Annotated in this window: 21 protein-coding genes; 12 read left to right on the forward strand and 9 right to left on the reverse strand. The window is 41.8% G+C overall.

Going from position 1 to position 22,941, the window contains the following annotated elements; all coding sequences use genetic code 11:
• The first annotated feature begins 1 nt into the window (after window position 1).
• The 3 genes from fadA to QNM16_RS24100 all read left to right on the forward strand — a co-directional run bounded on the left by fadA (window position 2) and on the right by QNM16_RS24100 (window position 1,965).
• A complete protein-coding gene (gene fadA, locus QNM16_RS24090; RefSeq protein WP_284022783.1) occupies window positions 2-1,168 on the forward strand; it encodes an acetyl-CoA C-acyltransferase FadA in 1,167 nt (388 codons plus the stop codon).
• A gap of 181 nt (window positions 1,169-1,349) precedes the next feature.
• Window positions 1,350-1,589, forward strand: coding sequence for a sulfurtransferase TusA (tusA, locus tag QNM16_RS24095; RefSeq protein ID WP_063360147.1), 240 nt, complete (start codon window positions 1,350-1,352; stop codon window positions 1,587-1,589).
• Between the two features lie 235 nt (window positions 1,590-1,824).
• Window positions 1,825-1,965 carry a hypothetical protein gene (locus QNM16_RS24100; RefSeq protein ID WP_284022784.1) on the forward strand — a complete coding sequence of 47 codons (141 nt, stop codon included), beginning with the start codon at window positions 1,825-1,827 and terminating at the stop codon, window positions 1,963-1,965.
• Window positions 1,966-2,080: 115 nt separating this feature from the next.
• Here the strand turns inward: QNM16_RS24100 and QNM16_RS24105 are convergent, their stop codons facing one another.
• The 7 genes from QNM16_RS24105 to dnaA all read right to left on the reverse strand — a co-directional run bounded on the left by QNM16_RS24105 (window position 2,081) and on the right by dnaA (window position 11,807).
• Entirely contained in the window at window positions 2,081-2,533 is a 453-nt protein-coding gene (locus tag QNM16_RS24105) for a hypothetical protein (RefSeq protein ID WP_284022785.1), read from the reverse strand.
• Window positions 2,534-2,598: 65 nt separating this feature from the next.
• Window positions 2,599-4,668 (reverse strand): glycine--tRNA ligase subunit beta, encoded by a 2,070-nt coding sequence (gene glyS / locus QNM16_RS24110; RefSeq protein ID WP_284022786.1) that lies wholly within the window; start codon window positions 4,666-4,668, stop codon window positions 2,599-2,601.
• 2 nt (window positions 4,669-4,670) lie between these two features.
• On the reverse strand, window positions 4,671-5,570 hold the full coding sequence (gene glyQ, locus QNM16_RS24115; RefSeq protein ID WP_039611136.1) for a glycine--tRNA ligase subunit alpha: 900 nt from the start codon (window positions 5,568-5,570) through the stop codon (window positions 4,671-4,673).
• A 184-nt stretch (window positions 5,571-5,754) separates the two neighbouring features.
• The gene (gene gyrB / locus QNM16_RS24120; protein ID WP_284022787.1) at window positions 5,755-8,172 is read right to left on the reverse strand and encodes a DNA topoisomerase (ATP-hydrolyzing) subunit B; all 2,418 of its coding nucleotides are present in this window, start codon (window positions 8,170-8,172) and stop codon (window positions 5,755-5,757) included.
• Between the two features lie 12 nt (window positions 8,173-8,184).
• Entirely contained in the window at window positions 8,185-9,273 is a 1,089-nt protein-coding gene (recF, locus tag QNM16_RS24125; RefSeq protein ID WP_284022788.1) for a DNA replication/repair protein RecF, read from the reverse strand.
• Between the two features lie 10 nt (window positions 9,274-9,283).
• The gene (gene dnaN / locus QNM16_RS24130) at window positions 9,284-10,387 is read right to left on the reverse strand and encodes a DNA polymerase III subunit beta (protein WP_284022789.1); all 1,104 of its coding nucleotides are present in this window, start codon (window positions 10,385-10,387) and stop codon (window positions 9,284-9,286) included.
• Between the two features lie 10 nt (window positions 10,388-10,397).
• The gene (gene dnaA / locus QNM16_RS24135) at window positions 10,398-11,807 is read right to left on the reverse strand and encodes a chromosomal replication initiator protein DnaA (protein WP_284022790.1); all 1,410 of its coding nucleotides are present in this window, start codon (window positions 11,805-11,807) and stop codon (window positions 10,398-10,400) included.
• Window positions 11,808-12,502: 695 nt separating this feature from the next.
• On the opposite strand from dnaA, the gene rpmH reads away from it, so the two are divergent.
• From rpmH to yidC, 4 genes are all read left to right on the forward strand, one after another.
• Window positions 12,503-12,637, forward strand: a complete 135-nt coding sequence (gene rpmH, locus QNM16_RS24140; protein WP_005492430.1) for a 50S ribosomal protein L34 — start codon at window positions 12,503-12,505, stop codon at window positions 12,635-12,637.
• A gap of 6 nt (window positions 12,638-12,643) precedes the next feature.
• Entirely contained in the window at window positions 12,644-13,057 is a 414-nt protein-coding gene (gene rnpA, locus QNM16_RS24145; RefSeq protein WP_284022791.1) for a ribonuclease P protein component, read from the forward strand.
• Between the two features lie 188 nt (window positions 13,058-13,245).
• Window positions 13,246-13,470 (forward strand): membrane protein insertion efficiency factor YidD, encoded by a 225-nt coding sequence (yidD, locus tag QNM16_RS24150; protein WP_284022792.1) that lies wholly within the window; start codon window positions 13,246-13,248, stop codon window positions 13,468-13,470.
• 8 nt (window positions 13,471-13,478) lie between these two features.
• Window positions 13,479-15,110: a membrane protein insertase YidC gene (yidC, locus tag QNM16_RS24155; protein ID WP_284022793.1), complete on the forward strand. Its 1,632-nt coding sequence runs from the start codon at window positions 13,479-13,481 to the stop codon at window positions 15,108-15,110.
• Between the two features lie 194 nt (window positions 15,111-15,304).
• Here the strand turns inward: yidC and QNM16_RS24160 are convergent, their stop codons facing one another.
• On the reverse strand, window positions 15,305-15,442 hold the full coding sequence (locus tag QNM16_RS24160) for a hypothetical protein (RefSeq protein WP_284022794.1): 138 nt from the start codon (window positions 15,440-15,442) through the stop codon (window positions 15,305-15,307).
• A gap of 289 nt (window positions 15,443-15,731) precedes the next feature.
• Between QNM16_RS24160 and QNM16_RS24165 the strand changes: the two genes are divergently transcribed.
• The 3 genes from QNM16_RS24165 to QNM16_RS24175 are packed head-to-tail and all read left to right on the forward strand — an operon-like array spanning window position 15,732 to window position 17,609.
• Entirely contained in the window at window positions 15,732-16,403 is a 672-nt protein-coding gene (locus QNM16_RS24165; RefSeq protein WP_284022795.1) for a cytochrome c biogenesis protein CcdA, read from the forward strand.
• 16 nt (window positions 16,404-16,419) lie between these two features.
• On the forward strand, window positions 16,420-16,878 hold the full coding sequence (locus QNM16_RS24170) for a TlpA family protein disulfide reductase (protein ID WP_284022796.1): 459 nt from the start codon (window positions 16,420-16,422) through the stop codon (window positions 16,876-16,878).
• The gene (locus tag QNM16_RS24175; RefSeq protein ID WP_284022797.1) at window positions 16,878-17,609 is read left to right on the forward strand and encodes a TlpA family protein disulfide reductase; all 732 of its coding nucleotides are present in this window, start codon (window positions 16,878-16,880) and stop codon (window positions 17,607-17,609) included. Before QNM16_RS24170 ends, QNM16_RS24175 begins: the two co-directional genes overlap by 1 nt.
• Window positions 17,610-17,618: 9 nt before the next feature.
• Here QNM16_RS24175 and QNM16_RS24180 read toward each other — a convergent pair whose 3' ends face one another.
• Window positions 17,619-19,790: a winged helix-turn-helix domain-containing protein gene (locus QNM16_RS24180; RefSeq protein ID WP_284022798.1), complete on the reverse strand. Its 2,172-nt coding sequence runs from the start codon at window positions 19,788-19,790 to the stop codon at window positions 17,619-17,621.
• 125 nt (window positions 19,791-19,915) lie between these two features.
• On the opposite strand from QNM16_RS24180, the gene mnmE reads away from it, so the two are divergent.
• Window positions 19,916-21,280 (forward strand): tRNA uridine-5-carboxymethylaminomethyl(34) synthesis GTPase MnmE, encoded by a 1,365-nt coding sequence (gene mnmE, locus QNM16_RS24185; RefSeq protein WP_284022799.1) that lies wholly within the window; start codon window positions 19,916-19,918, stop codon window positions 21,278-21,280.
• A gap of 840 nt (window positions 21,281-22,120) precedes the next feature.
• Window positions 22,121-22,567 (forward strand): FMN-binding protein MioC, encoded by a 447-nt coding sequence (mioC, locus tag QNM16_RS24190; RefSeq protein ID WP_284022800.1) that lies wholly within the window; start codon window positions 22,121-22,123, stop codon window positions 22,565-22,567.
• Window positions 22,568-22,941: the final 374 nt, after the last annotated feature.

Here is a 22,941-nt window from a genome sequence, read left to right on the forward strand (position 1 = left end):
TATGGAACATGCAGTTATCGTAGATTGTCTTCGTACCCCTATGGGTCGCTCCAAAGGCGGTGTGTTTAAGCATCGTCGTGCAGAAGATCTCAGTGCACACTTAATGAAAGGCCTACTTGAGCGCAACCCACAAGTTGCCCCAGAGTCCATTGATGATATTTATTGGGGCTGTGTACAACAAACACTTGAGCAAGGTTTTAATGTTGCGCGTAATGCGGCGCTTCTAGCTGGTATCCCCCATTCAGTACCCGCTGTTACCGTGAACAGATTATGTGGTTCATCCATGCAAGCACTGCATGATGCAGCGCGTGCTATCATGACAGGTGCAGGCGATACTTACCTTATTGGTGGTGTTGAGCATATGGGTCATGTCCCTATGACTCATGGCGTAGATTTTCACCCAGGCCTTTCAACTTCGGTTGCACAAGCAGCTGGTGTTATGGGCTTAACCGCAGAGTACCTTGCTACACTACATGGTATTAATCGCGAGCAACAAGATGCGTTTGCAGTGCGCTCACATCAACGTGCTCATGCAGCCAGTATTGAAGGTCGTTTTGCAAAAGAAATTTTACCGACCGAAGGACATGACGAACACGGCATTCCTGTATTAGTTGAACATGATGAAGTTATTCGCCCTGAAACTAATCTTGAAGGACTAAGTCAATTACGTCCTGTATTTAATCCAGCCAGTGGTACTGTAACTGCAGGTACTTCCTCTGCATTGTCTGATGGCGCGTCAGCCATGCTCGTCATGAGCGAAAGCAAAGCCAAAGCACTTGGCTTACCTATCAGAGCGCGCGTTAAGTCAATGGCTGTTGCAGGTTGCGATCCATCTATCATGGGATATGGCCCTGTTCCAGCGAGCAAAAAAGCGCTTAAGCAAGCGGGCATTCAAGTGGAAGACCTAGACGTAGTAGAGCTTAATGAAGCATTCGCCGCACAATCTCTACCGGTTATGAAAGACTTGGGGTTACTTGAAGTTGCCGATGAAAAGGTAAACCTTAATGGCGGCGCCATCGCACTTGGTCACCCGCTGGGTTGCTCAGGTTCAAGGATCAGTACCTCACTTATTCATATCATGGAAGAAAAAGATGCCAAATATGGCCTTGCAACCATGTGTATTGGTTTAGGTCAAGGCATAGCAACCGTATTTGAACGCGTGAATTAACACGCTTGTTGTCATCACCAATTTCAACTTGGTAACCAAGGCAAAGTCATAAATTGTGGCTTTGCCTTTTTTATCGCCTCTTTGAATTTCAGGATATTGTAACAATTTACCTCAGCCCTCTTTAAATCTTCATACATGCCAAGTTAAAATGTCTTTTTTAATAAAGGCTAAGTGCAATTTTATGAGTTTTGATAATGCTGACCATACATTAGATGCCGTTGGGTTGCGTTGCCCTGAACCGGTTATGATGATCCGTGGTATGGTGCGAAAAATGAATCATGGTGAAACATTATTAATCGTGGCTGATGACCCATCGACCACCCGGGATATACCAAACTTTTGTGAATTTATGGATCACACATTAGTTGCTCAAGAAACCGCGCAAGCACCCTATCAGTATTTAATTAAAAAGGGCCAATAAGCCCTTTTTAATTAGCCAAAGACAACCTCTACACAAATCACCTTTTACATAATTAGTTTTCTCGGTGCTCTATATCTCATAGCACTGTTACACATCTACCTTAGTTAAACTTAATGGTTTACCCACACAGTGGTGCATAAAAATGTAAGCTCCTACCGAGGTATTCAATGAATTATTTTATAAAGTAATACGGTAGTTCAAAAAATAGGTAAAAAACAAAGTAAAAGGAAAAGATATGAAATTACAGCTAAAAACAAAAAAAATTAAAAACCTAGACCTTCAAGCTATCAAGCCAGCCCAAACGAATGCAGTCGCAGGCGGTAGAGCCAGCGTTCATGTTTGTGCGTCTCGTGATTACCCTTGTAAACCTGAATAGTATTAAACTTTAGCTATACGGCAAGCACGATAACTTGCCGTTTCACTTACGACCACAATTAGATCCACACCTTAAGCTCGCATCGACCCGTTACATAACAACATTGTATTATTTTTTAGTCTCTTTGAATTAAAACAGCTGGCTTATGCGACACCCTGTAATCTAGTGTGATGCGATACCATCCTTTTTTATCTGGTGTAAAACTAAAGTAATTATAAATAGTATTGCAATCGGCCGGCTGCGGTTGTCCAAGTGTTATTAAGCTTTTATAGCGATAACCACAGTTATACCCTTGGCTCCATGCCTCATCCGCGATTTTAAATTCATATACTTTGTCTGGGCTCATAAACCGAGCGCGAACCATATATGTGCCATTCCCTTGAGGCTTAAGCTGGTATATATCTTCGGCATCCCATAAACTAAAATCACCGCGCAGATACAAAGCTCGATCAATGACTTTCGCTTCTGGTTGGCTCACATCATTACTCGTTTGATCTCCCACCTTTGGAGAGGCACAGCCAGCAAGTCCTAATAATATTAAGATGGATAACGCGATTTTGTTTTGCACTTGTCTCACCTTTTTTATCAATAAAAAAGCCAGCATCATAGCTGGCTTCACAGATTATTTTTATCTTAGTTTTGTAAAACTGAGATATCCGCTGTGTTTAAGAATAAGCGGCTGAGCTGGCTCAATAATGCCAGGCGGTTATTCTTAACCGCTTCATCATCAGCCATAACCATCACATTGTCGAAGAAGTTATCAACTGCTTCACGTAGGCTTGCCAAACGCGTCAACGCTTGTTGATAGTCGCCTTGTGCATATACAGGAGCAAGCTCATCAGTCAATGCCGCAACTTGCTCTGCCAGTTGTTTCTCAGCACCTTCAATCAATAACTCAGCCGACACTGCCGCATCGCTGGTTACATTATTCTTCGCCAAGATATTGTTCACACGCTTATTAGCAGCAGCAAGTGCTTCAGCTTCATCCAATGTACGGAAGTGGCTAACTGCTTTAACACGACGATCGAAATCAACAGGTTGTGCTGGACGACGTGCCAATACCGCTTGGATCACATCAACGCTTATCCCTTCGTCTTGATACCAAGCGCGGAAACGGCCTAGCATAAACTCAAAGACATCATCAGCAACCTTGTCATTTGTCAGCTTGTCGCCAAACAGTGTTTGTGCCTTAGCAACAATGTCTAAAATGTCTAACTGAAGCTCTTTCTCAACCATGATACGTAATGCACCAATGGCAGCACGACGCAATGCAAATGGGTCTTTATCACCTTTTGGAATTTGGCCGATACCAAAGATCCCCACTAGCGTGTCAAACTTATCAGCCAACGCAACGGCAAAACTAATTGGGTTTGACGGTAATGCATCACCTGCAAAGCGCGGCATATATTGCTCGTTTTGTGCAACTGCCACTTCTTCTGCTTCACCGTCAATACGCGCATAGTGCATACCCATGACGCCTTGAACATCTGTAAACTCCATGACCATTTCAGTCATTAAGTCTGTTTTGCTTAGAAGGCCAGCGCGTTCTGCCAATGCTTTATCCGCACCAAGTTGCTCAGCGATATAACCTGCCAATGCAGCAATACGCTCAGATTTGTCTTTCAATGTGCCCAGCTGTTTTTGGAATAAAACGCTGCCAAGCGACTCTAAACGACTCTCCAGAGTTTTCTTCTTATCTGTTTCAAAGAAGAACTGTGCATCTGCTAAACGCGGACGAACTACTTTTTCATTACCCGAGATAACCACATTTGGATCTTTGCTTTCAATGTTTGATACAAATAAGAACTTGTTGATCAGCTCGCCTTTGTCATTCAATAACGGAAAGTACTTCTGGTCATCTTTCATCGTATAGATGAGCGCTTCATCTGGTACAGACAAGAACTCTTCATCAAATGATGCGGTCAGAGTTACTGGCCATTCAACCAAAGATGTTACTTCTTCAAGTAAGTCTTCATCCATTGCAACAACCGCACCCAGTTTTGCAGCTTCCGCTTCAATCTGAGCACGGATCTGTGCTTTACGTACATCATAATCAGCAATGACATACGCTTTCTTTAAGGTATCAAAAATGTCATCAGCATGAGCTAAAGTCGTACGTGATGGATGATGGAAGCGGTGACCTTGCAGTTCATTAGTGATCTGTTTGCCCAGAACTTCACCTTTAATGATCTCATTACCTAGCAGTGCTGCAACCGTGTGTACTGGGCGGATAAATTGTGTTTTATTCGCCCCCCAACGCATTGGCTTCGGAATCGGTAATTTAGCTAAGGCTTTTGCAATGACATCGCTCAGAAGTTCTGTTGCCTGTTGGCCTTTTACAGTCGCCTTATGAAGTAACCAAGCGCCCTTTTCAGTTTCTAACTTGTCAGCTTCGCTAACATCAATGCCACAGCCGCGTGCCCAACCTTGTGCTGCTTTTGTCGGGTTGCCCTCGGCATCAAATGCCGCTTTAATAGCCGGGCCTCGTTTTTCAACGACTTTGTCTTGCTGCTGAGTCTCAAGTTGCTTTACCTGAATACCTAAACGACGAGGTGATGCATACCAGCTCACACCTTGATGCGCAAGCTCTAGCGCTGCTAATTCCGCCGCGGTGTTTTGAGCAAATGCTTCAGCTAACTTGCGCAGTGCTTTTGGTGGTAATTCTTCAGTACCAATTTCTACTAATAAATTTTCAGTTGTCATGATCAGTCCTTACAAAGCGGGAATCCAAGTGCTTCACGCGCTTCAAAATAAGCTTGTGCACACGCTTTTGATAATGCTCTTACACGCAAGATATAACGCTGACGCTCTGTCACAGAAATTGCGTGACGCGCATCTAATAAATTGAATGCATGAGATGCTTTCATTACTTGCTCATAAGCTGGTAATGGTAAGCCCGCTTCGATTAACTTTTGGCTTTCTTTTTCGCACTGATCGAACTGATTAAATAACGCATCGACGTCAGCATGCTCAAAGTTGTAAGTCGATTGCTCGATTTCATTTTGCATGAATACGTCACCATAAGTCACACGACCCATAGGACCATCTGTCCATACTAGGTCATAGATGCTATCCACACCTTGTATATACATGGCTAAACGCTCTAAACCATAAGTGATTTCACCCGTTACCGGAGAGCACTCAATACCACCGACTTGCTGGAAGTAAGTGAACTGGGTTACTTCCATGCCGTTTAGCCATACTTCCCAACCTAGTCCCCAAGCACCTAATGTAGGTGACTCCCAGTTATCTTCAACAAAACGAACTTCGTGCGTTAGTGTGTCTATACCCAGAGCTTCTAACGAGCCAAGGTATAACTCTTGAATATTATCCGGTGATGGCTTGAGTACAACTTGGAATTGATAATAGTGTTGTAAACGGTTCGGGTTTTCACCATAGCGGCCATCGGTTGGTCTGCGACATGGCTGAACATACGCGCTCGACATTGGTTCTGGACCAATTGATTTCAGGAAAGTCATCGGGTGGAATGTGCCCGCACCAACTTCCATATCTAGTGGTTGTGCAATTACACAGCCTTGCTGTGCCCAATAGTCCTGTAAAGCCAGGATCAACCCTTGAAAGGTTTTGATATCATATTTTTGCATAGTTGGCTTTTATATTTATTTGGTACATGGGACTCAAATTAGCAGCAAATCAAATAGCGCAAAATTGAGTTTTAATGATTGAAAATTATGCTCAGTATACCGTGTGCAGTGCACAGAATTAAGCGTTAAAACGAAAAAAAGGAGGGTTTACCCTCCTTTTTTATGGATTTGCTTTGAGGCAGACTTATACGTCTAAGTTAACTACTCTTAGTGCATTCTGCTCAATGAAGTCACGACGAGGTTCAACTTGGTCACCCATTAATGTAGCGAATAGCTGATCTGCTGCAATCGCGTCTTCAATAGTTACTCGTAGCATACGACGTGCATCAGGGTCCATTGTTGTTTCCCACAACTGGTCTGGGTTCATCTCACCCAACCCTTTATAACGTTGTGTATACAAGCCACGCTTAGACTCATTGATTAGCCAATCAAGGGCTTCAACGAAGCTTCTAACTGGCTGAGTCTTCTCTCCGCGCTGGATATAACCACCTTCCTCAATGATATGCGCAATTTGCTTACCGGTGTTTGCAATGCGTGCATAATCTTTCGAAGTAATAAAGTCATAGCTTAGAGTATGTGCCTTATCAACGCCATGCTGACGAATATTCACTACAGGATAATACATATGACGTTCATCATCATAACTCACTGCTGCTGAGAAAATTGTCGCATCATCATCATGCTTAATAAGATCAGCAACAAGCGCTTCGCTCCAAGCAGAAACTTTTGCTTCATCACTTAAGTCGGCTTCAGTCAGCTCTGGCTGGTAGACAAGACGATTCATAATAGAAGCTGGGTATTTGCGCTGCAAACGCCCAATTACATCAACAGTCTTTTGATAATCATGTACTAAGTTTTCTAAACGATTACCTTCAATAGCAGCAGCCCCTTCGTTTGAATAAAGTGCAGCGCCATCAAGAGCTAATGTTGTTAAGTACTCAGTCAATGCATGATCATCTTTAATGTAACGCTCTTGCTTACCTTTTTTCACTTTATAAAGTGGTGGTTGAGCAATATACACATAACCACGTTCTATGATTTCTGGCATTTGACGATAGAAGAAGGTCAATAGCAGCGTACGAATGTGTGAACCATCCACGTCCGCATCGGTCATGATAATGATGCTATGATAACGTAACTTTTCAGGATCATATTCATCACGGCCAATACCACAGCCAAGCGCGGTAATCAGTGTTGCAACTTCTTGTGAAGACAACATTTTATCAAAACGTGCTTTTTCAACGTTTAAGATCTTACCTTTCAAAGGCAGTATCGCTTGGTTCTTACGGTTACGGCCTTGCTTAGCAGAACCACCTGCCGAGTCACCCTCCACTATATATAGTTCAGATAATCCAGGATCTTTTTCTTGGCAGTCCGCCAATTTACCTGGTAAGCCAGCTAAGTCCATAACACCTTTACGACGTGTCATCTCTCTTGCTTTACGTGCAGCTTCACGAGCTCTTGCAGCATCAACAATCTTATTCACGACTGTTTTAGCATCTTGAGGGTTTTCTAGTAAGAATTCATTCAGCTTCTCAGCCATGGCTTGTTCAACAGCGCCTTTCACTTCACTTGAAACGAGCTTGTCTTTTGTCTGAGACGAGAACTTCGGATCTGGTACTTTAACACTGACAACCGCAGTTAGACCTTCACGCGCATCATCACCGGTTGCACTGGTCTTGTTCTTCTTATTAAAGCCCTCTTTTTCCATGTAAGTGTTAAGTGTTCTTGTTAACGCCGCACGGAAACCAGCTAGGTGGGTACCACCATCTCGCTGTGGAATATTGTTCGTGAAACAATAGATATTCTCTTGGAAACCATCATTCCACTGCATAGAAACTTCAACACTGATGCCATCTTCACGTTCAGTGGTAAAGTGGAAAACATGCTGATGTACTGGTGTTTTTTTGCGATTAAGGTATTCAACAAACGCTTGGATACCACCTTCATATTTGAAGTGGTCACTTTTATTTTCTTCACGCTCGTCGGTAAGAATAATACTTACACCAGAGTTTAGGAAAGACAGTTCACGAAGACGCTTCGCAAGAATGTCATAGTGGAAGTTTATATCAGAGAAGGTTTCTGGGCTTGGCCAAAATCTCAGTTCAGTACCTGTTGATTCTGCCTCACCGATAATTGCTAAAGGTGCATCTGGCACACCCATAGTGTACTTTTGTTGATGCACTTCGCCATCTCGGCGGATAGTTAATTGTAGTTTTTCAGAAAGTGCATTAACAACAGAAACACCTACACCGTGTAGGCCACCAGATACTTTATATGAGTTATCATCAAACTTACCACCTGCGTGTAGTACAGTCATGATTACTTCAGCAGCTGAAACGCCTTCTTCTGGGTGAATCGAGGTTGGTATACCACGACCATTGTCGCGTACAGAAACAGAACCATCAGTATGAATTGTCACGAATATATCGTCACAGTATCCAGCCAATGCTTCATCAATTGAGTTATCAACAACTTCGAAGACCATGTGATGTAATCCAGTTCCATCATCAGTGTCGCCGATATACATTCCTGGACGCTTTCTTACTGCATCCAATCCCTTCAGTACTTTAATACTGGATGAATCATAATTATCAGACATGGTTAATTCCAATTAATTTGTTATTAAACGACCATGTTCCACGTGGAACATCTCAATATGTTTATCAAGCTGTTCCACAACAGGCGTTAAACTGTCTAAACTGATTGCCGAGATAAATAACTGGGAGTCACAAATAGCAAGTAACTTTGCTACACACCCTAAAGTCTCAGAGCTCAGTTCAGATGGTAAATCATCGATTAGCAATATCGACTGCTTTTCAGTCTCTTTTTCAATTAAGTTATTTTGCGTAATCTTCAGCGCGTAGAGCAACAATTTAAGCTGTCCTCTAGACATTATCCCTTCAACACTGTGACCATGAACTTTAAAATTAAAGTCCGCTTTATGTGGACCTCGGCTCGTATAACCGAGTTTTAGATCACGCTCAAGCTGTGATTGAAGAACGTCACTTAGTTCCCCTTTCCAACCCGCATCATAGCGAGCTTCAAGGCCTTCAAAAACAGGGCTAATCCCCCCTATCTTATCAAAAAAATAGCCTTCAAACCTACTTATATACGCTTTTCGATAGATATTTATTTGTTCAGCTAATTCAATAAATTGCTTGTCCCAAAACTTTATCTGTTCAATACAATTGGCAGGCTTAGTTTTCAGTAACGCGTTACGTTGTTTAAGGACTTTATTGAAACTTTTCCAAACGTCGAAAAACAAATGTTCCACGTGGAACACACCTAGATCAAGAAACTTTCTTCTCTCTTTCGGGCCACCAAAAAACAACTCATAACTTTCAGGCGTAATAACTTGCACAGGTAAAACTTGTGCTAATTCTGCAATGCGACGACTTGCTTGCCCTTGAATACGAAGCTGTGTATCTCCGCTTTGGTCTTTACTGATACCAATTGGTATAGACAAGTTATGTAATTGTTTTTTACCGTGAACAATACATTTTGCCTGACTACTGCGGATCATTAATTTATGTTTATTTGTGCGAAAAGAGCGGCCACTAGATAAGAAATAAATGGCTTCAAGCAGACTGGTTTTGCCACTGCCATTTTGGCCTAAAATTAAATTAAGATCTTTTGAAGGGGAAAGAGAAATTGCCTCAATGTTACGAAAATCATTGAGGCTAATATGTGTCAAACTCATTGAGCGCCCTCTACAGGCGCATTGGCATTACAACATACATAGCATCATCTTCGCCACTGCCTTCTATCAAAGCACTGCTATTTGAATCAGCTAATGTAAATTGAACATCTTCTGTTTTTAAAGTGTTAAGCACATCCAGTAAGTATGAAACATTAAAACCTACTTCAAGGTCATCACCTTGATAGTTTACTTCTACAGTTTCTTCAGCTTGTTCTTGTTCAGGGTTGTTGGCGCTTATCTTCAGCACACCACTGCTTAGGTTAAGCCTAACGCCCCGGAACTTCTCATTTGATAAAATAGATACGCGTTGGAATGCGCTGCGCAACCATTCACGGTTAGCCGTTACAAGCTTATCGCCACCTCGCGGTAGGACACGACGATAATCAGGGAAGCGCCCATCAACAAGCTTACTTGTGAAGATAACTTCTTGATCAATAATACGGAAATGATTCGCACCAAATTGTATAGTCAACTCTTCATCATCCGCAGGAAGTAGGCGCATGATTTCTAATACCCCTTTACGAGGAATGATCAGCTGACGTTGTGCACCAAGTGATTGCTCAAGTTGTTTCTGTGCGATGGCAAGTCGGTGACCGTCTGTTGCAACCGTTTTAATCTCGTTACCATCCACCTCAAAAGACATACCATTTAAGTAATAACGTACATCTTGGTTTGCCATTGAGAAATGCGTTGCTTCAAGTAATTTACGTAACTCGAGACGCGTGAGCTTAAATTCAACCTCACCTTGCCATTCTTCCAAATTAGGAAAATCTTCTGCGGCCAGTGTCGTCAATGAAAATCGACTTTTACCGCTGGTCAACAAAACTTGGTGTTCTTGCGTACTGAAGTGTAAGTCAGAGCTATCAGGAAGACTCTTGCAGATATCTAGTAGCTTTTTAGCAGGCAGTGTAAGCTTGGTGTCTGCGGTATCATTGTCGAGGGTTACAGATGCAACCAACTCAATTTCTAAGTCAGTGCCAGTCATCGACAGCACACCATTTTTTACTTCTAAATGCACATTCGACAAAATAGGAAGGGTGTGTTTGCGCTCTATGGCACCAGACACCTGCATTAACGGCTTTAAAAATTGTTCTCTTACTATCGTTATTTGCATCACTCAACCCTTAAGATGACAATGTTCTGATCAAGTTTTGATAATCTTCTTTTACTTCGTGGCTTTCCTCACGAAGTTCTTTTACTTTACGACATGCGTGCAATACGGTCGTGTGATCTCTACCACCAAACGCGTCACCTATTTCGGGCAAGCTATGATTGGTGAGCTCTTTTGAAAGAGCCATGGCGACCTGTCTCGGACGTGCAACAGATCTACTACGTCGTTTAGATAATAAGTCTGATACCCGAATACGATAATACTCAGCCACTGTACGCTGAATATTGTCAATCGTTACCAACTTATCTTGCAGTGCTAACAAGTCACGTAGCGCCTCTTTAACAAATTCGATCGAGATCGGGCGGCCTGTAAAATTCGCATTTGCGATAACGCGATTCAACGCGCCTTCTAACTCACGTACATTCGAACGCAATTTTTTCGCGATAAAAAATGCGACTTCATGAGGTAAGTTAATGTTACTTTGCTGCGCCTTTTTCATCAAAATCGCAACTCGCGTCTCGAGCTCTGGAGGCTCAATCGCGATAGTTAGACCCCAACCAAAACGCGATTTCAATCTATCCTCTACCCCTTCAATTTCTTTCGGGTAGCGGTCAGAAGTCAAAATAATCTGTTGATTGCCTTCTAACAGCGCATTGAAGGTATGAAAGAACTCCTCTTGAGAACGCTCTTTATTGGCAAAAAATTGAATGTCATCAATCATCAACGCATCCACGCTACGATAGTAACGCTTGAACTCTTCAATTGCGTTGTTTTGCAGCGCTTTTACCATATCTTGCACAAAACGTTCTGAGTGCATGTATACGATTTTTGCATCTGGCTTTTTGTCAATAATGCCATTACCCACAGCATGTAAAAGGTGTGTTTTACCTAAACCAGTGCCACCATAAATAAATACAGGGTTAAAAGCAGAACCTGGGTTATCAGCAACTTGAGTTGCCGCAGCTTTTGCTAACTGGTTAGATTTACCTTCAACAAAATTATCAAAGGTATAGTTTTCTTTGATATTAGATTTAACGCTAGATTTCGGAGCGGGTTCAACTTTTACATCGTTAACAGGTGCCTGCATAACACTTTTAGACGACACATGCGCTGTTGTTGGCGCATGCGTATCACCTATAGATGATTCTGCAGATACTTGCGGCTGAACTTGCGCCATCGGTTTACTACCGACATCAAAACGTAACTCTGGTGCTTCATCACCACAGATTTCAATCAGTAGTTCATTAATTCGATTTAAGTACTTTTCTCGAACCCAATCCAACACAAAACGATTAGGTGCATAGATGGTTAAAGTATCTTCGGTACTTTCTGCTTGTAGTGGCCTAACCCACATATTGAATTGCTGCGACGGCAATTCATCTTGCAAAACATATAAACAACTTTGCCAAACCGACAGATACACATTGCACTCCGAAATAGTTATTATTCCCGTACATCAATAGTGTTGGTTTTTAATGTGCATTCACAAAATAACCAACAGAGTTATTCACAGCTAACTCAGAGATCTACGGAAATGTTTGTATATTATCAATTATTCACAGGTGGAAGCCGGGTATTATGAAGGGATCTTATCCACAACATCAATATTGACTTTTAAAAAAATTAAGATCTCACCAAACAAAAAAGATAAGCAACTGTTTTTAATGAGTTTTTAATTTCACTTATTTGAAAAGATCTTATCAAAAAAAGAGCAAGATCTCACCATAAAATTACGATCAATTTAAGTTTTCCAAAGGTTGTTTGCAATTTGCGCCCAAGCTCTGTGGAAAACCCACCCAAGATCAAACAACTTGATCCACAGCTAAGATCTCGATCTTATATAGATAGATCACAAAAGTTGATCCTTCTATATATAGGTAAGAAAATGACTTTCCCTTATCTATATATAGAAAGCATAAAATTAATTACCTTATTTGGGTAAGTTAAGTGTGTTTCTATCAATTTTGCATCAATTTGCCTATAAATTAAGCTTACCATCACAATTATGATTGACTTTCATGCGCGTCGGCTTTAATATCTCGCGCTCGCAATGGCACCTGTGCCAGGATCGCGACCTGCATAGGATGTTTTAACTTTAACCGATCGGATGGATTAGTTATGAAAAGAACTTTTCAACCAAGCGTACTTAAACGCAAGCGTACTCACGGTTTCCGTGCTCGCATGGCTACTAAAAATGGCCGTAAAGTACTAGCACGTCGTCGTGCTAAAGGCCGTAAAGAGCTTTCTGCTTAATATTAAGTGGAAGGTTTAGGCTTCAGCAGGGAGTTACGTCTGTTAACTCCCTCGCATTACTCCCGCATATTTCAAGAGCCAGCTCGTGCAGCTACCCCTGTTTTTACACTATTAGCAAAACCTAATGATGTAGGTCACCCACGTCTTGGATTAACCGTTGCTAAAAAACGTTGTAAAAAAGCCTGTCAGCGCAATCGCATTAAACGTCTTGCCAGAGAAAGCTTTCGTCTAAATAGACATAAACTAGATAACATCGATATCGTTTTGATGGTCAAAACAGGTGTGGATGAGCAAAGCAATGAAGAGCTTACAAAGCAACTGAATAAACTTTGGCGCAAAATTAACGAACGTTGTAAACTGGGCGCACCAAAACCTAAACACCATAAAAAACGCCCTGCCAATAAAAAGCCGAAAAAATAACAGCGCTTTTATACTTCTATATCCGTCCTAACATGGCTATTTTAAGTGAATTAAGGTAAGGTTAGCTCACCTTTTAATCACTCAATTATCGAGTCTACCTCGCGACTATGAAACACGCCTCGAAGACCAAAAGCGAGTGTAAACGATTGGTGGATTATCCGCTTTCGGTAATACGTTTATTTTTGATCATGCTTATTAAAGCCTATCAGAAATTTATCAGTCCCATGCTTGGACCACATTGCCGATTTAATCCAACGTGCTCAAGTTATGCAATTCAGGCAATTAATTTACACGGAATTGCAAAAGGGAGTTGGTTAGCGGTTAAACGCATATTAAAATGTCACCCTTTAAGCGCAGGTGGGGATGACCCCGTCCCTGAAAAATCGAATCAAGATAAACAACACGAGAAATAAGAGCTGTTATGGAATCGCAACGCACGTTTTTATTGATCGGATTGCTTTTAGTCTCTTTTTTGCTATTCAGTGAATGGCAAGAAGAACAAGCTCAAAGCAAAGCCGAGACCAGTGCTGTCACACAAGTGGCCACTTCACCTTCAAATAACGACCAAGCGGATATTCCGACTTCTAGCGAAGCGGACGTACCGGTTGCACAAACTCAAGCTGTTCGTTCTGTTATCACAGTAACGACAGATGTGTTTGCAGTGAAAATCGATACAAAAGGTGGTGACATTGTTGAAGCCAAACTACTTCAACATGCAGAAACGCATGGTAGCGATATACCTTACTTACTACTTGGTGAATTTGAAGGGAAGCAATATATTTCACAAAGTGGTCTGATCGGCCTAAATGGTCCAGATGCATCAAGTGAAGGTCGCCCTGTTTACTCGAGCGAGCAAAAGTCATATACCCTATCAGGTGATGAACTTCGTGTGCCGCTGACATTTGTTGACAAAAAAGGCGTTCAATTTACAAAAACATTTGTATTCAAAGCAGGTCAATATGACGTTGCGCTAGAATATGATGTAGTCAACTCGACAGAAAACCCTGTTCAAGTTCAACTGTACACACAAATCAAGCGTACAGCACAAGACAAAGACAGCATCATGACTCAAACGTACTTAGGAACAGCATATGGCACACAAGATGAGCCATATGAAAAGTACGCATTTGACGATATGGCCAAAGCGAACCTGAACGAAAATACACTGGGTGGCTATGTGTCATTTATCCAGCATTACTTTGTGAGTGCTTGGGTTCCTCAGCAAGACGTCAACAACACTATTTACAGCTCACTGAGAAATAATCAAGGCATCATTGGTGCTAAAGGCGAGCCTGTTAACATTCAAGCTAATTCTGAAGCAAAATTATCTGCCATTTATTATATGGGTCCAAAAGATACCGATGCACTTGAAGCGATCCACGAAGACTTAGATCTAACAGTGGATTATGGTTGGTTATTCTTTATTTCTCAGCCTCTACTTGTACTACTGAAGTTCTTATACGGCATTTTAGGCAACTGGGGTCTAGCTATCATCGGTATTACCGTGATCGTGAAAACTATCCTTTACCCGCTAACAAAAGCACAGTACACATCAATGGCAAAAATGCGTGCATTACAACCGAAGATGCAGCAATTAAAAGAGCGCTACGGTGACGACCGTCAGAAGTTCGGTCAAGCCATGATGGAAATGTACCGCAAAGAAAAAGTGAACCCTATGGGTGGCTGTTTCCCTCTATTACTGCAAATGCCTATCTTCTTAGCGCTATTCTATGTATTCCTAGAATCCACAGAATTACGTCACGCTGAGTTTGGCTTGTGGCTAACTGACTTATCAGCGATGGACCCATACTACGTGCTACCGATTCTATTTGGTGCAAGTATGTTCTTAACGCAAAAACTTCAACCAATGACCATCACAGATCCAATGCAGCAGAAAGTGATGACCTACATGCCAGTGGTCTTCTCTATCTTCTTTATTTGGTTCCCATCAGGTCTGGTACTTTACTGGTTAGTATCGAACTTAATCTCTATCGCACAGATGCTTATCATTTATCGTGGTATGGAGAAAAAAGGCATAAAAGTACGCGACTAACGCGCAATCGCCTAGCAAAACGCCCGCTTCTGCGGGCGTTTTTGATCTTGTACATACAACTAATGTATCCATCAAAATCCTGCGTCAAAACGTTACTATGTGGCATTTAACTGGTCGTTACTTTAAACATAGTAATCACACACCATTTGCAACTCCAAGATGATAACAAATGCTGATTTCAGGCAGTGAACATATCACATTTCACCAGACTTATGCTCCATAAGCCAAATACTAAACTCAACCAAAACCCTGCTCTGCATCTCAATCAATATTTGATCAAAAGGCACAATAACATCCCATGTAGCAGCACTTATGGGCTTTAATATTAACATACGCAGCTTCTCCCTGAAGAAAAGAGGCGAGACCGCAATGCACCAATTAATCAGATCCAAGTTTGGTGAGATAAATTAGCGGTCGCACAGCAGTATGGCATACCAACAAATCAAACTTAGGAAACCAAGCATATATTCGAGATATTAATTAGGCTTAAATAAATTTTTTAAAACCAAATAAAACATAGACTTGATAAATTTTGATATCGATTTTATGCCCCTTTGATAGGTCTTAAAAGCGCGCTCGTGCACTCTAATTGCTCATTCTCGACATCAGAAGAGCAAGCATATGGAGCAAACGATTTTAGGGGCATTGACCACGTCAGACATCAATGGCTGGCAAATTCCCGCCGTATTTTTTATCGGCCTACTTACCAGTCTAACCCCCTGTGTATACCCAATTTTACCAATTACCGTTGCTACCTTTGCACAGCAAAAGCACCCTCGCATTGCCCCCCTACTGTACTGTATTGGTTTTGCATTCATTTATGCTGGGCTGGGCTTTATTGCAGCCACAACCGGCAGTTTATTTGGACAAGTAGCAAGTAATCCACTCGTCTTGTTAGGGTTTGCCAATTTATTATTGCTTTTTGCTGCTATTAATAAAGGCTTAATCACATTACCGGCTCTGCACTTTCAGATAACCAATGCCAGTGCCGTACCGCTGATTATGGGCATGATCAGTGCGTTAGTTGCCGCGCCATGTACCTCGCCTATTCTAGGTGCATTACTGATATTTGTTGCTTCCGCACACCAACCTCTGCTCGGTGCCAGTCTGTTATTTAGCTTTGCACTGGGAATGAGTACATTGCTGCTACTGGCTGGCACCAGTGCAAGACTGCTCGCAGCTATGCCTAAATCAGGGAAGTGGCTGGCTCACATTAATAACCTCACCGCACTCATGCTCTTAATCATGGCGCAATATTTTCTTATTCAGGCTGGCAAAAGCTGGCTATGGTAACCACAAGGAACCTCTTATGAAGTCTTTAGCACCTCTATTCATCTTACTCGGTATACATACAAACATTTACGCAAAAACCTACTCGCCTTTGTTAGCTAATACGCTAGACGGACAGGCGATTTCAAGCCAAGGTCAGGTGACTTATTTGAAGTTTTGGGCGACTTGGTGCGCATACTGCATTGAAGAAATGCCATTACTCGAGCAGAGCTATCAACAAGCCAATACGGGATATCAGGTAATTTCCATCAACATCGGGTTTAATCAAAACAAACACGGCATCACGCACTACCTTAATCAAAATGGCTATCGCTTTCCTACTGTCTTTGACAGCGACGGCAGTATCACACGCCAGTATTATGTATTGGGCACGCCACAACATATTTTAATAGATGAGTTCGGCAATGAACTTTATCGCAGTGCACTATTTACCGATGAATTAGCAAGCAAATTAACTGAATTACAAGGAAGAAAATAATGTATATACAAGTAAAGTTTGGCCTGATATTGGCTTTTTTTATAGTAAGTTACAAAGCAAATGCATCAGCCAGCGAATATATCTTTATTAATATCTGGGATGAATATAATCAATCCACTAAATTGCCACAGCCAATGGGTGAACGTATTTTTATTCAGCCAGATATCAATATCGATAAGCCCAGCTTAACGCAGTTTGTCACGACAAATCCCAAATTTAACGGGATCCGCATAGATCACAACAATCAACTCATGTTTAAATTTCAAGTGCGAACAACCCCGACAAGGGTTGTTGTAAACGAGGGGCGTGTGATCTTCAAAGAAGCACTTATCAGAAGTGCTCCATCTGAAGCTACTTCAAACACCCAGGTACCGTTACAAACATTATCGGGCACACTGCTTTCAGATACATTGATACACAAAACATATAAAGTACTTTTTTTCAGCGATAGTCTCTGTCCATTTCAGCATATTCCCAATTGTGAAAAACGCATTGAGCAAAATAATCAGCTCGCTCAGCAAAATGACCGTGTGCTTACTGTGATAAAGCCCTTTTATGTAGACAAGCAAAATGCTCTCAATTACCAACAGCGCTTTGAGGTTAAGCACGATATTGTCTTTGATACCCATAATCAGTTATTTGAACAGTATCAAATCACTGAACTTCCCTATTGGGTTTTGTTAGACAATGAAGGGAAAACCCTCTATCGAGGCACCAACGTGCCGCGATAAGTCATCTAATTACTCTAAAATCCATTTACTTTGACAATAAACACTGTAGGGCGCATCCAACAAGTCCAAAATATTTTTATCTGTGTGCCCTACTAAACGTGTAAACTCATCCAATTGCTGCAATAAGTCATCGCTGTTTCTGAGTGCACTCAACTTCGTTTTGGTATCTGCAGCAAGGGCAACGTTATTTATCATCTGAGCTGCTGCTGAGGTATAAAACAACATGAGATGCGCATCACTATTATCGCTGTCTGCAAGCGCTAACGCCTGCTCTGGTTGACCTTGCCTAAGATGTATATACATCTTTGTATACTCAGCATAAATCGCAACATCAAACAATTCAAAGCGTTGATATTCCAATAAAGCCTGTTCAGTTAATGTTTGTGCAGCCTCTAATTCACCCAGCTTTATCCCAATCCAAGCCAGCATAAGTTGAGTATTCGCACGTGTCAGTGGTGAGATATAGTCAATCTCAAGTAATTGGTGATATTGCCGCCGTGCGTTATCTAATGCGTTTTGGTCGTTTTTCACCAAGCCGATGTCCATCCAAGCCATCGCCTTCAGTAACTGAAGTTGCTCAATGGCTGGTAAAAATGACTCATATATTTTCACTTGTTCCAGGTAATATAAAGCTTTCTCGCCCTGATGAATCTGAATATAAAAGAACCCCAAGTAAGTGAGTACTTGCATTTTAAAATATTCATTACCGCTGTCAGCAACGATTTCCAGCGCCTCTAATAAACTCTGCTCCCCTTCATTAACCGGCACTAAATAATTTTGCCCATACGCAAATAAACTGCTTGCCAATTCTAAGTTTGAAGAGAGCTGTCGATAGTAGTCTATGGCCTGATTTAGTACTTTTTTACTTTGTACTAAGTTAAGGTGTTTTTTATCCTGTGGTCCAGTAGCTGGTGGGTTTGCAAGATAAAATGAGCGCTGTGCTTCACTGTAAGCAAAAGAGCGACTACCTATGAGTGCATAAGCAGCATTCATCGCCAAGGTGTAATCTTGCCATTGCAAAGTATGCCAATAAATATCAGCTTGCAGTTGATACGCACTGGCGATCAATTCTATTTGTTGGCTTTGCTGTGCCGCTCGCAGTCCAAGCTCTGCACTATTGAGCGCAGCTTCAAACTCACCAAGTGCCTTTTCGAATGTCCCTTTATACAGATGATAACGAGCTTGCAATCCATCAGGCGCGTCACCCAATGTGATCTTATCAAAGCGTGCTTTCGCCTGCGTCACATCCCCTTGCTGCCAAGCTACCTGCGCTAATTCCAATTGTGAGGGTAAGTGCTCTGGCACACGTACTAGGGCCGCTTCAAAATAGGATTTTGCTAGTTCAGGACCATACTCGTTCAACGCTTGCAAACCACGATAATAATCACTGAGGTCTTTTACAGGCGCAGCTATTTTATTTTCATGATCGGACGTCACTTCTAGAGCCAATAGCACACTTGTAGCAATATCACTGAAGTTATGCCCTAACTGCTCGACGATTACATCTATTGTTCGCCCATCTAGGCTGGCTTGCAGGACAAATCGCTGCTGTCTTGGTTTTAGTGTCAGCACTAATGTATGTGGCTGTTTCTCTTTAGATAGCTTTAGCAGCTCCGGAGCTTGGCTTTTTGGCTTCAATTGATAGTGGTTTTGTAACTGTGTTTTTAATTCGCTTTCGATCGCGTAACCCCACCACGCGTTGGCCTCGACGCCCGTGTCATTTTGCAAAGGTAAAATCAATAAGGCTGGTTTTTGCTGAGTTTGCTCACTTGATGATAGTGGCCAGATAGCGTGTATTTTGTCCATCGAAAATAACAAGACAGCAACTACGCTCAGTGCCACGCCTATTTGCTTGGCACGTTTTTTTGTACATTTTTCGGCGTGCACCTCACAGATCCACTGATAACCTTGCTGTGGTAGCGTGCGAATATACATAGGACTTTGCGCGTTATCGCCCAATGCTTGGCGTAATTCATTGATACTTTGTGTCAGTGCGGCTTCTCGGTATTCACCGTGCTGCCATAATGCGCTCAATAATGTTTCACGTTTAATGACTTGGTTGGGATGCGTGAGAAAATAAGCCAGTAACTGTAAGACTTTAGGACGAAGAAGCTGCTGCGATTGCCCAGAGTATAAAACCAAGCGCTCAGCATCAAAACGAAATGGACCAAATAACAACACGGCTCAGAGTTTCCTTATCTCTACATCTTACATAATTGACTCTATTGATTAACTTCCACTATACCTGAGAAATGCCATTTGCTGTACAATTAAGCTCAGAATACACTCATTTAGCAAGAGCCATCATGATTGCACAAGATACAATAGCAGCTCAGGCAACCGCCCCAGGTCGTGGTGGTGTCGGCATCATCCGAATTTCAGGCACGGGTGCCAAACAAGTTGCTGAAAAAATATTAGGTAAATGCCCAAAAACGCGATATGCCGAGTACTTACCTTTTAATACCTTAGCTGGTGAACAGCTTGATCAAGGTATTGCGCTATTTTTCCAAGGCCCAAACTCATTTACCGGCGAAGATGTGTTAGAACTACAAGGCCACGGCGGGCCAGTTGTTATTGACATGCTGCTCAAAGAGATTAGCCAAATTGACGGAGTAAGACTGGCAAAACCAGGTGAGTTTTCAGAGCGTGCATTTATGAACGATAAGCTAGATCTCACTCAAGCCGAAGCCATTGCTGATCTCATCAATGCTACCAGCGAACAAGCAGCGAAAAGCGCCCTGCACTCTTTACAAGGCGACTTTTCAAAACACATCAATGTGCTGGTGGAACAAGTGATCCACTTACGTATGTATGTTGAAGCAGCCATAGATTTCCCAGACGAAGAAATCGACTTTTTATCTGATGGCAAAGTGTCTGGTGACTTACAAGCGATCATCGATCAGCTTGCTGAAGTCAGACAACAAGCCAAGCAAGGCAGCATTATGCGTGAAGGTATGCGTGTTGTTATCGCAGGTCGCCCAAACGCAGGGAAATCTTCACTGCTAAATGCCTTAGCTGGTCGAGAAGCCGCGATTGTCACTGATATTGCAGGCACTACACGCGATGTTTTGCGAGAACATATTCATATTGATGGCATGCCACTGCACATCATTGACACAGCTGGGCTGCGTGAAAGCCCGGACAAAGTCGAGCAAATAGGTATTGAACGCGCATGGGAAGAGATCAGCGGCGCCGATCATGTGCTATTTATGGTCGATGGCACGGAAACTCTAGAGACTGATCCGATCAAAATCTGGCCTGAGTTTATGGAAAAGCTGCCAAAAGGCATGGATATCACCGTCATTCGCAACAAAATCGATCTATGCGGAGAACAACAAGGGCTATGTCAGCAAGGCAATTACCCTGTTTTAAGACTCAGTGCACAAGCCAATGCCGGCATTGATATACTGAGAGACCACTTAAAAGCGTGTATCGGATTTACCGGTGCGAACGAAGGTGGCTTTATGGCTCGCCGTCGTCATTTAGATGCATTAGAGCGTGCTGCTGAACATTTAGAAATCGGTCAGACACAGCTTGAAATGCATATCGCAGGCGAAATTTTAGCAGAAGAGCTGCGCTTAACTCAGCAGTACCTCAATGAAATTACCGGTGAGTTCACCTCAGACGATCTACTCGGTAAGATATTCAGTTCATTCTGTATTGGTAAGTAACCATTCTCACATGTGCTCTTAGCAATGGCGTTTAAACACCGCACACCAAGGGGCTGGCAATTTGCCATCCACTTGGTGTGTGCCTTGCTAAAAGCGGTTTTACCCACCACCGAAATAGACAATCCCACTAAGATAATCCCTCTCCCAATTAGCTCATCGTAAACTCAAAAGCTATCTAAAAATCTGCTATTACTGGTTTTTGACTCGACCAATATCCAATTTGATAGACAAAAGATGATCGCTCCCTACTGCTAGACTAAAAAGCAGCTTAGGTGTACCAGTGTCTTTAAAACACACCCACCCTATCACTGAAATAGACTGCTAATATACGAAATAGTATCGGACATAATGAAAATTATTATATGTTGATGCGTACCTTAAATGACGTAAGAAATAGAAATCTATCGCTTCAACACATGAAATCCCTGTCAAAATGAGGGGGTCACACCAGAAAATAAAACTTTTTTAGAATATTTGCTTATATAGATCTAATTTTATAGATCCAAAAAAAGTAGATCACCCAAGATGAAAAGATCGTTATCCATAGGGTAATTATCCACACCCGCTAAAATGAGACTGACTTTTGTGCGCCCTTCTAATAATCAAGTATACCAGACTCTCATTACCACACTGATTACCCCCCGCTTATCCACAAAAACAAAGCCAAAGAACACCATGGAATAATTTATTAAACCCTTTACAATCAACACCATAAACAAAACAATTCACAAAAGAACATAAATTACACTGAAAAACTTTATCCCAAGACTTAAGTAACACTTTACTTCTGATCAATCCACATTAATATGACCAGCACACAAGATTAAAAAACGAATCATAATGCGCAATATTGAGATCATTATCGGTAGCCAAATGGGCTCTGCTGAATACGTCGCTGAACAATTAGCTGAAGATCTAACGACACGATCTTTCAACTGTAATTTACATGAACAGCCTGATTTATCAGAGTGTAATAGCCATACATGGTTGCTTGTCACCTCTACATATGGCGCAGGTGATTACCCAGAGAATCTATTGCCCTTTATCTCACAGCTGACTGAAGCGTCTGATCTAAGCCATATCAGCTTTGCAATTATAGGTATTGGTGACTCCAGTTATGACACTTATAACTATGCGGCAACAAACAGTGAAAAGCTGCTGGTGGAAAAAGGTGCGCAAATACTGATCCCTACCCTAAAAATAGATGTGTTAGATGAAGCATTGCCTGAAGATACTGCACTGGCATGGCTGCCTCAATTAAGTGAGGTTATGGAGAAAAATAAATAAAGATCAGTTCTACATAACTTATCCACAAATTTTGTTATTTTAAACACCATATGTGGATAACCTTTGATCTAACTGCTGATCTAGTATTACTTATCCATTGGATAAATTTAATCGGATGTGTGCCTGTGTATAAATAGCCCTTTTGATCAAAGCTTATACGCCCTTAGATCCGATCTAATTCACATTATATGATCTAGCCTAAGCTTATGGATCATAATAGGAATATAACCTTATACACAGATCTGGCTCTGCTTAAATATAAGATCAATAAAGATCTTTAAAAAGATCCTTATATATTTTTAAGTGATCCATTTTGAGTTCAGGTTAAAATTTAATCGTTTCACTTCTGCGTTTTTCTAGGTAGAATACGCACC

Source organism: Pseudoalteromonas umbrosa (genome assembly GCF_030125375.1).
Lineage (GTDB): Bacteria > Pseudomonadota > Gammaproteobacteria > Enterobacterales > Alteromonadaceae > Pseudoalteromonas > Pseudoalteromonas umbrosa.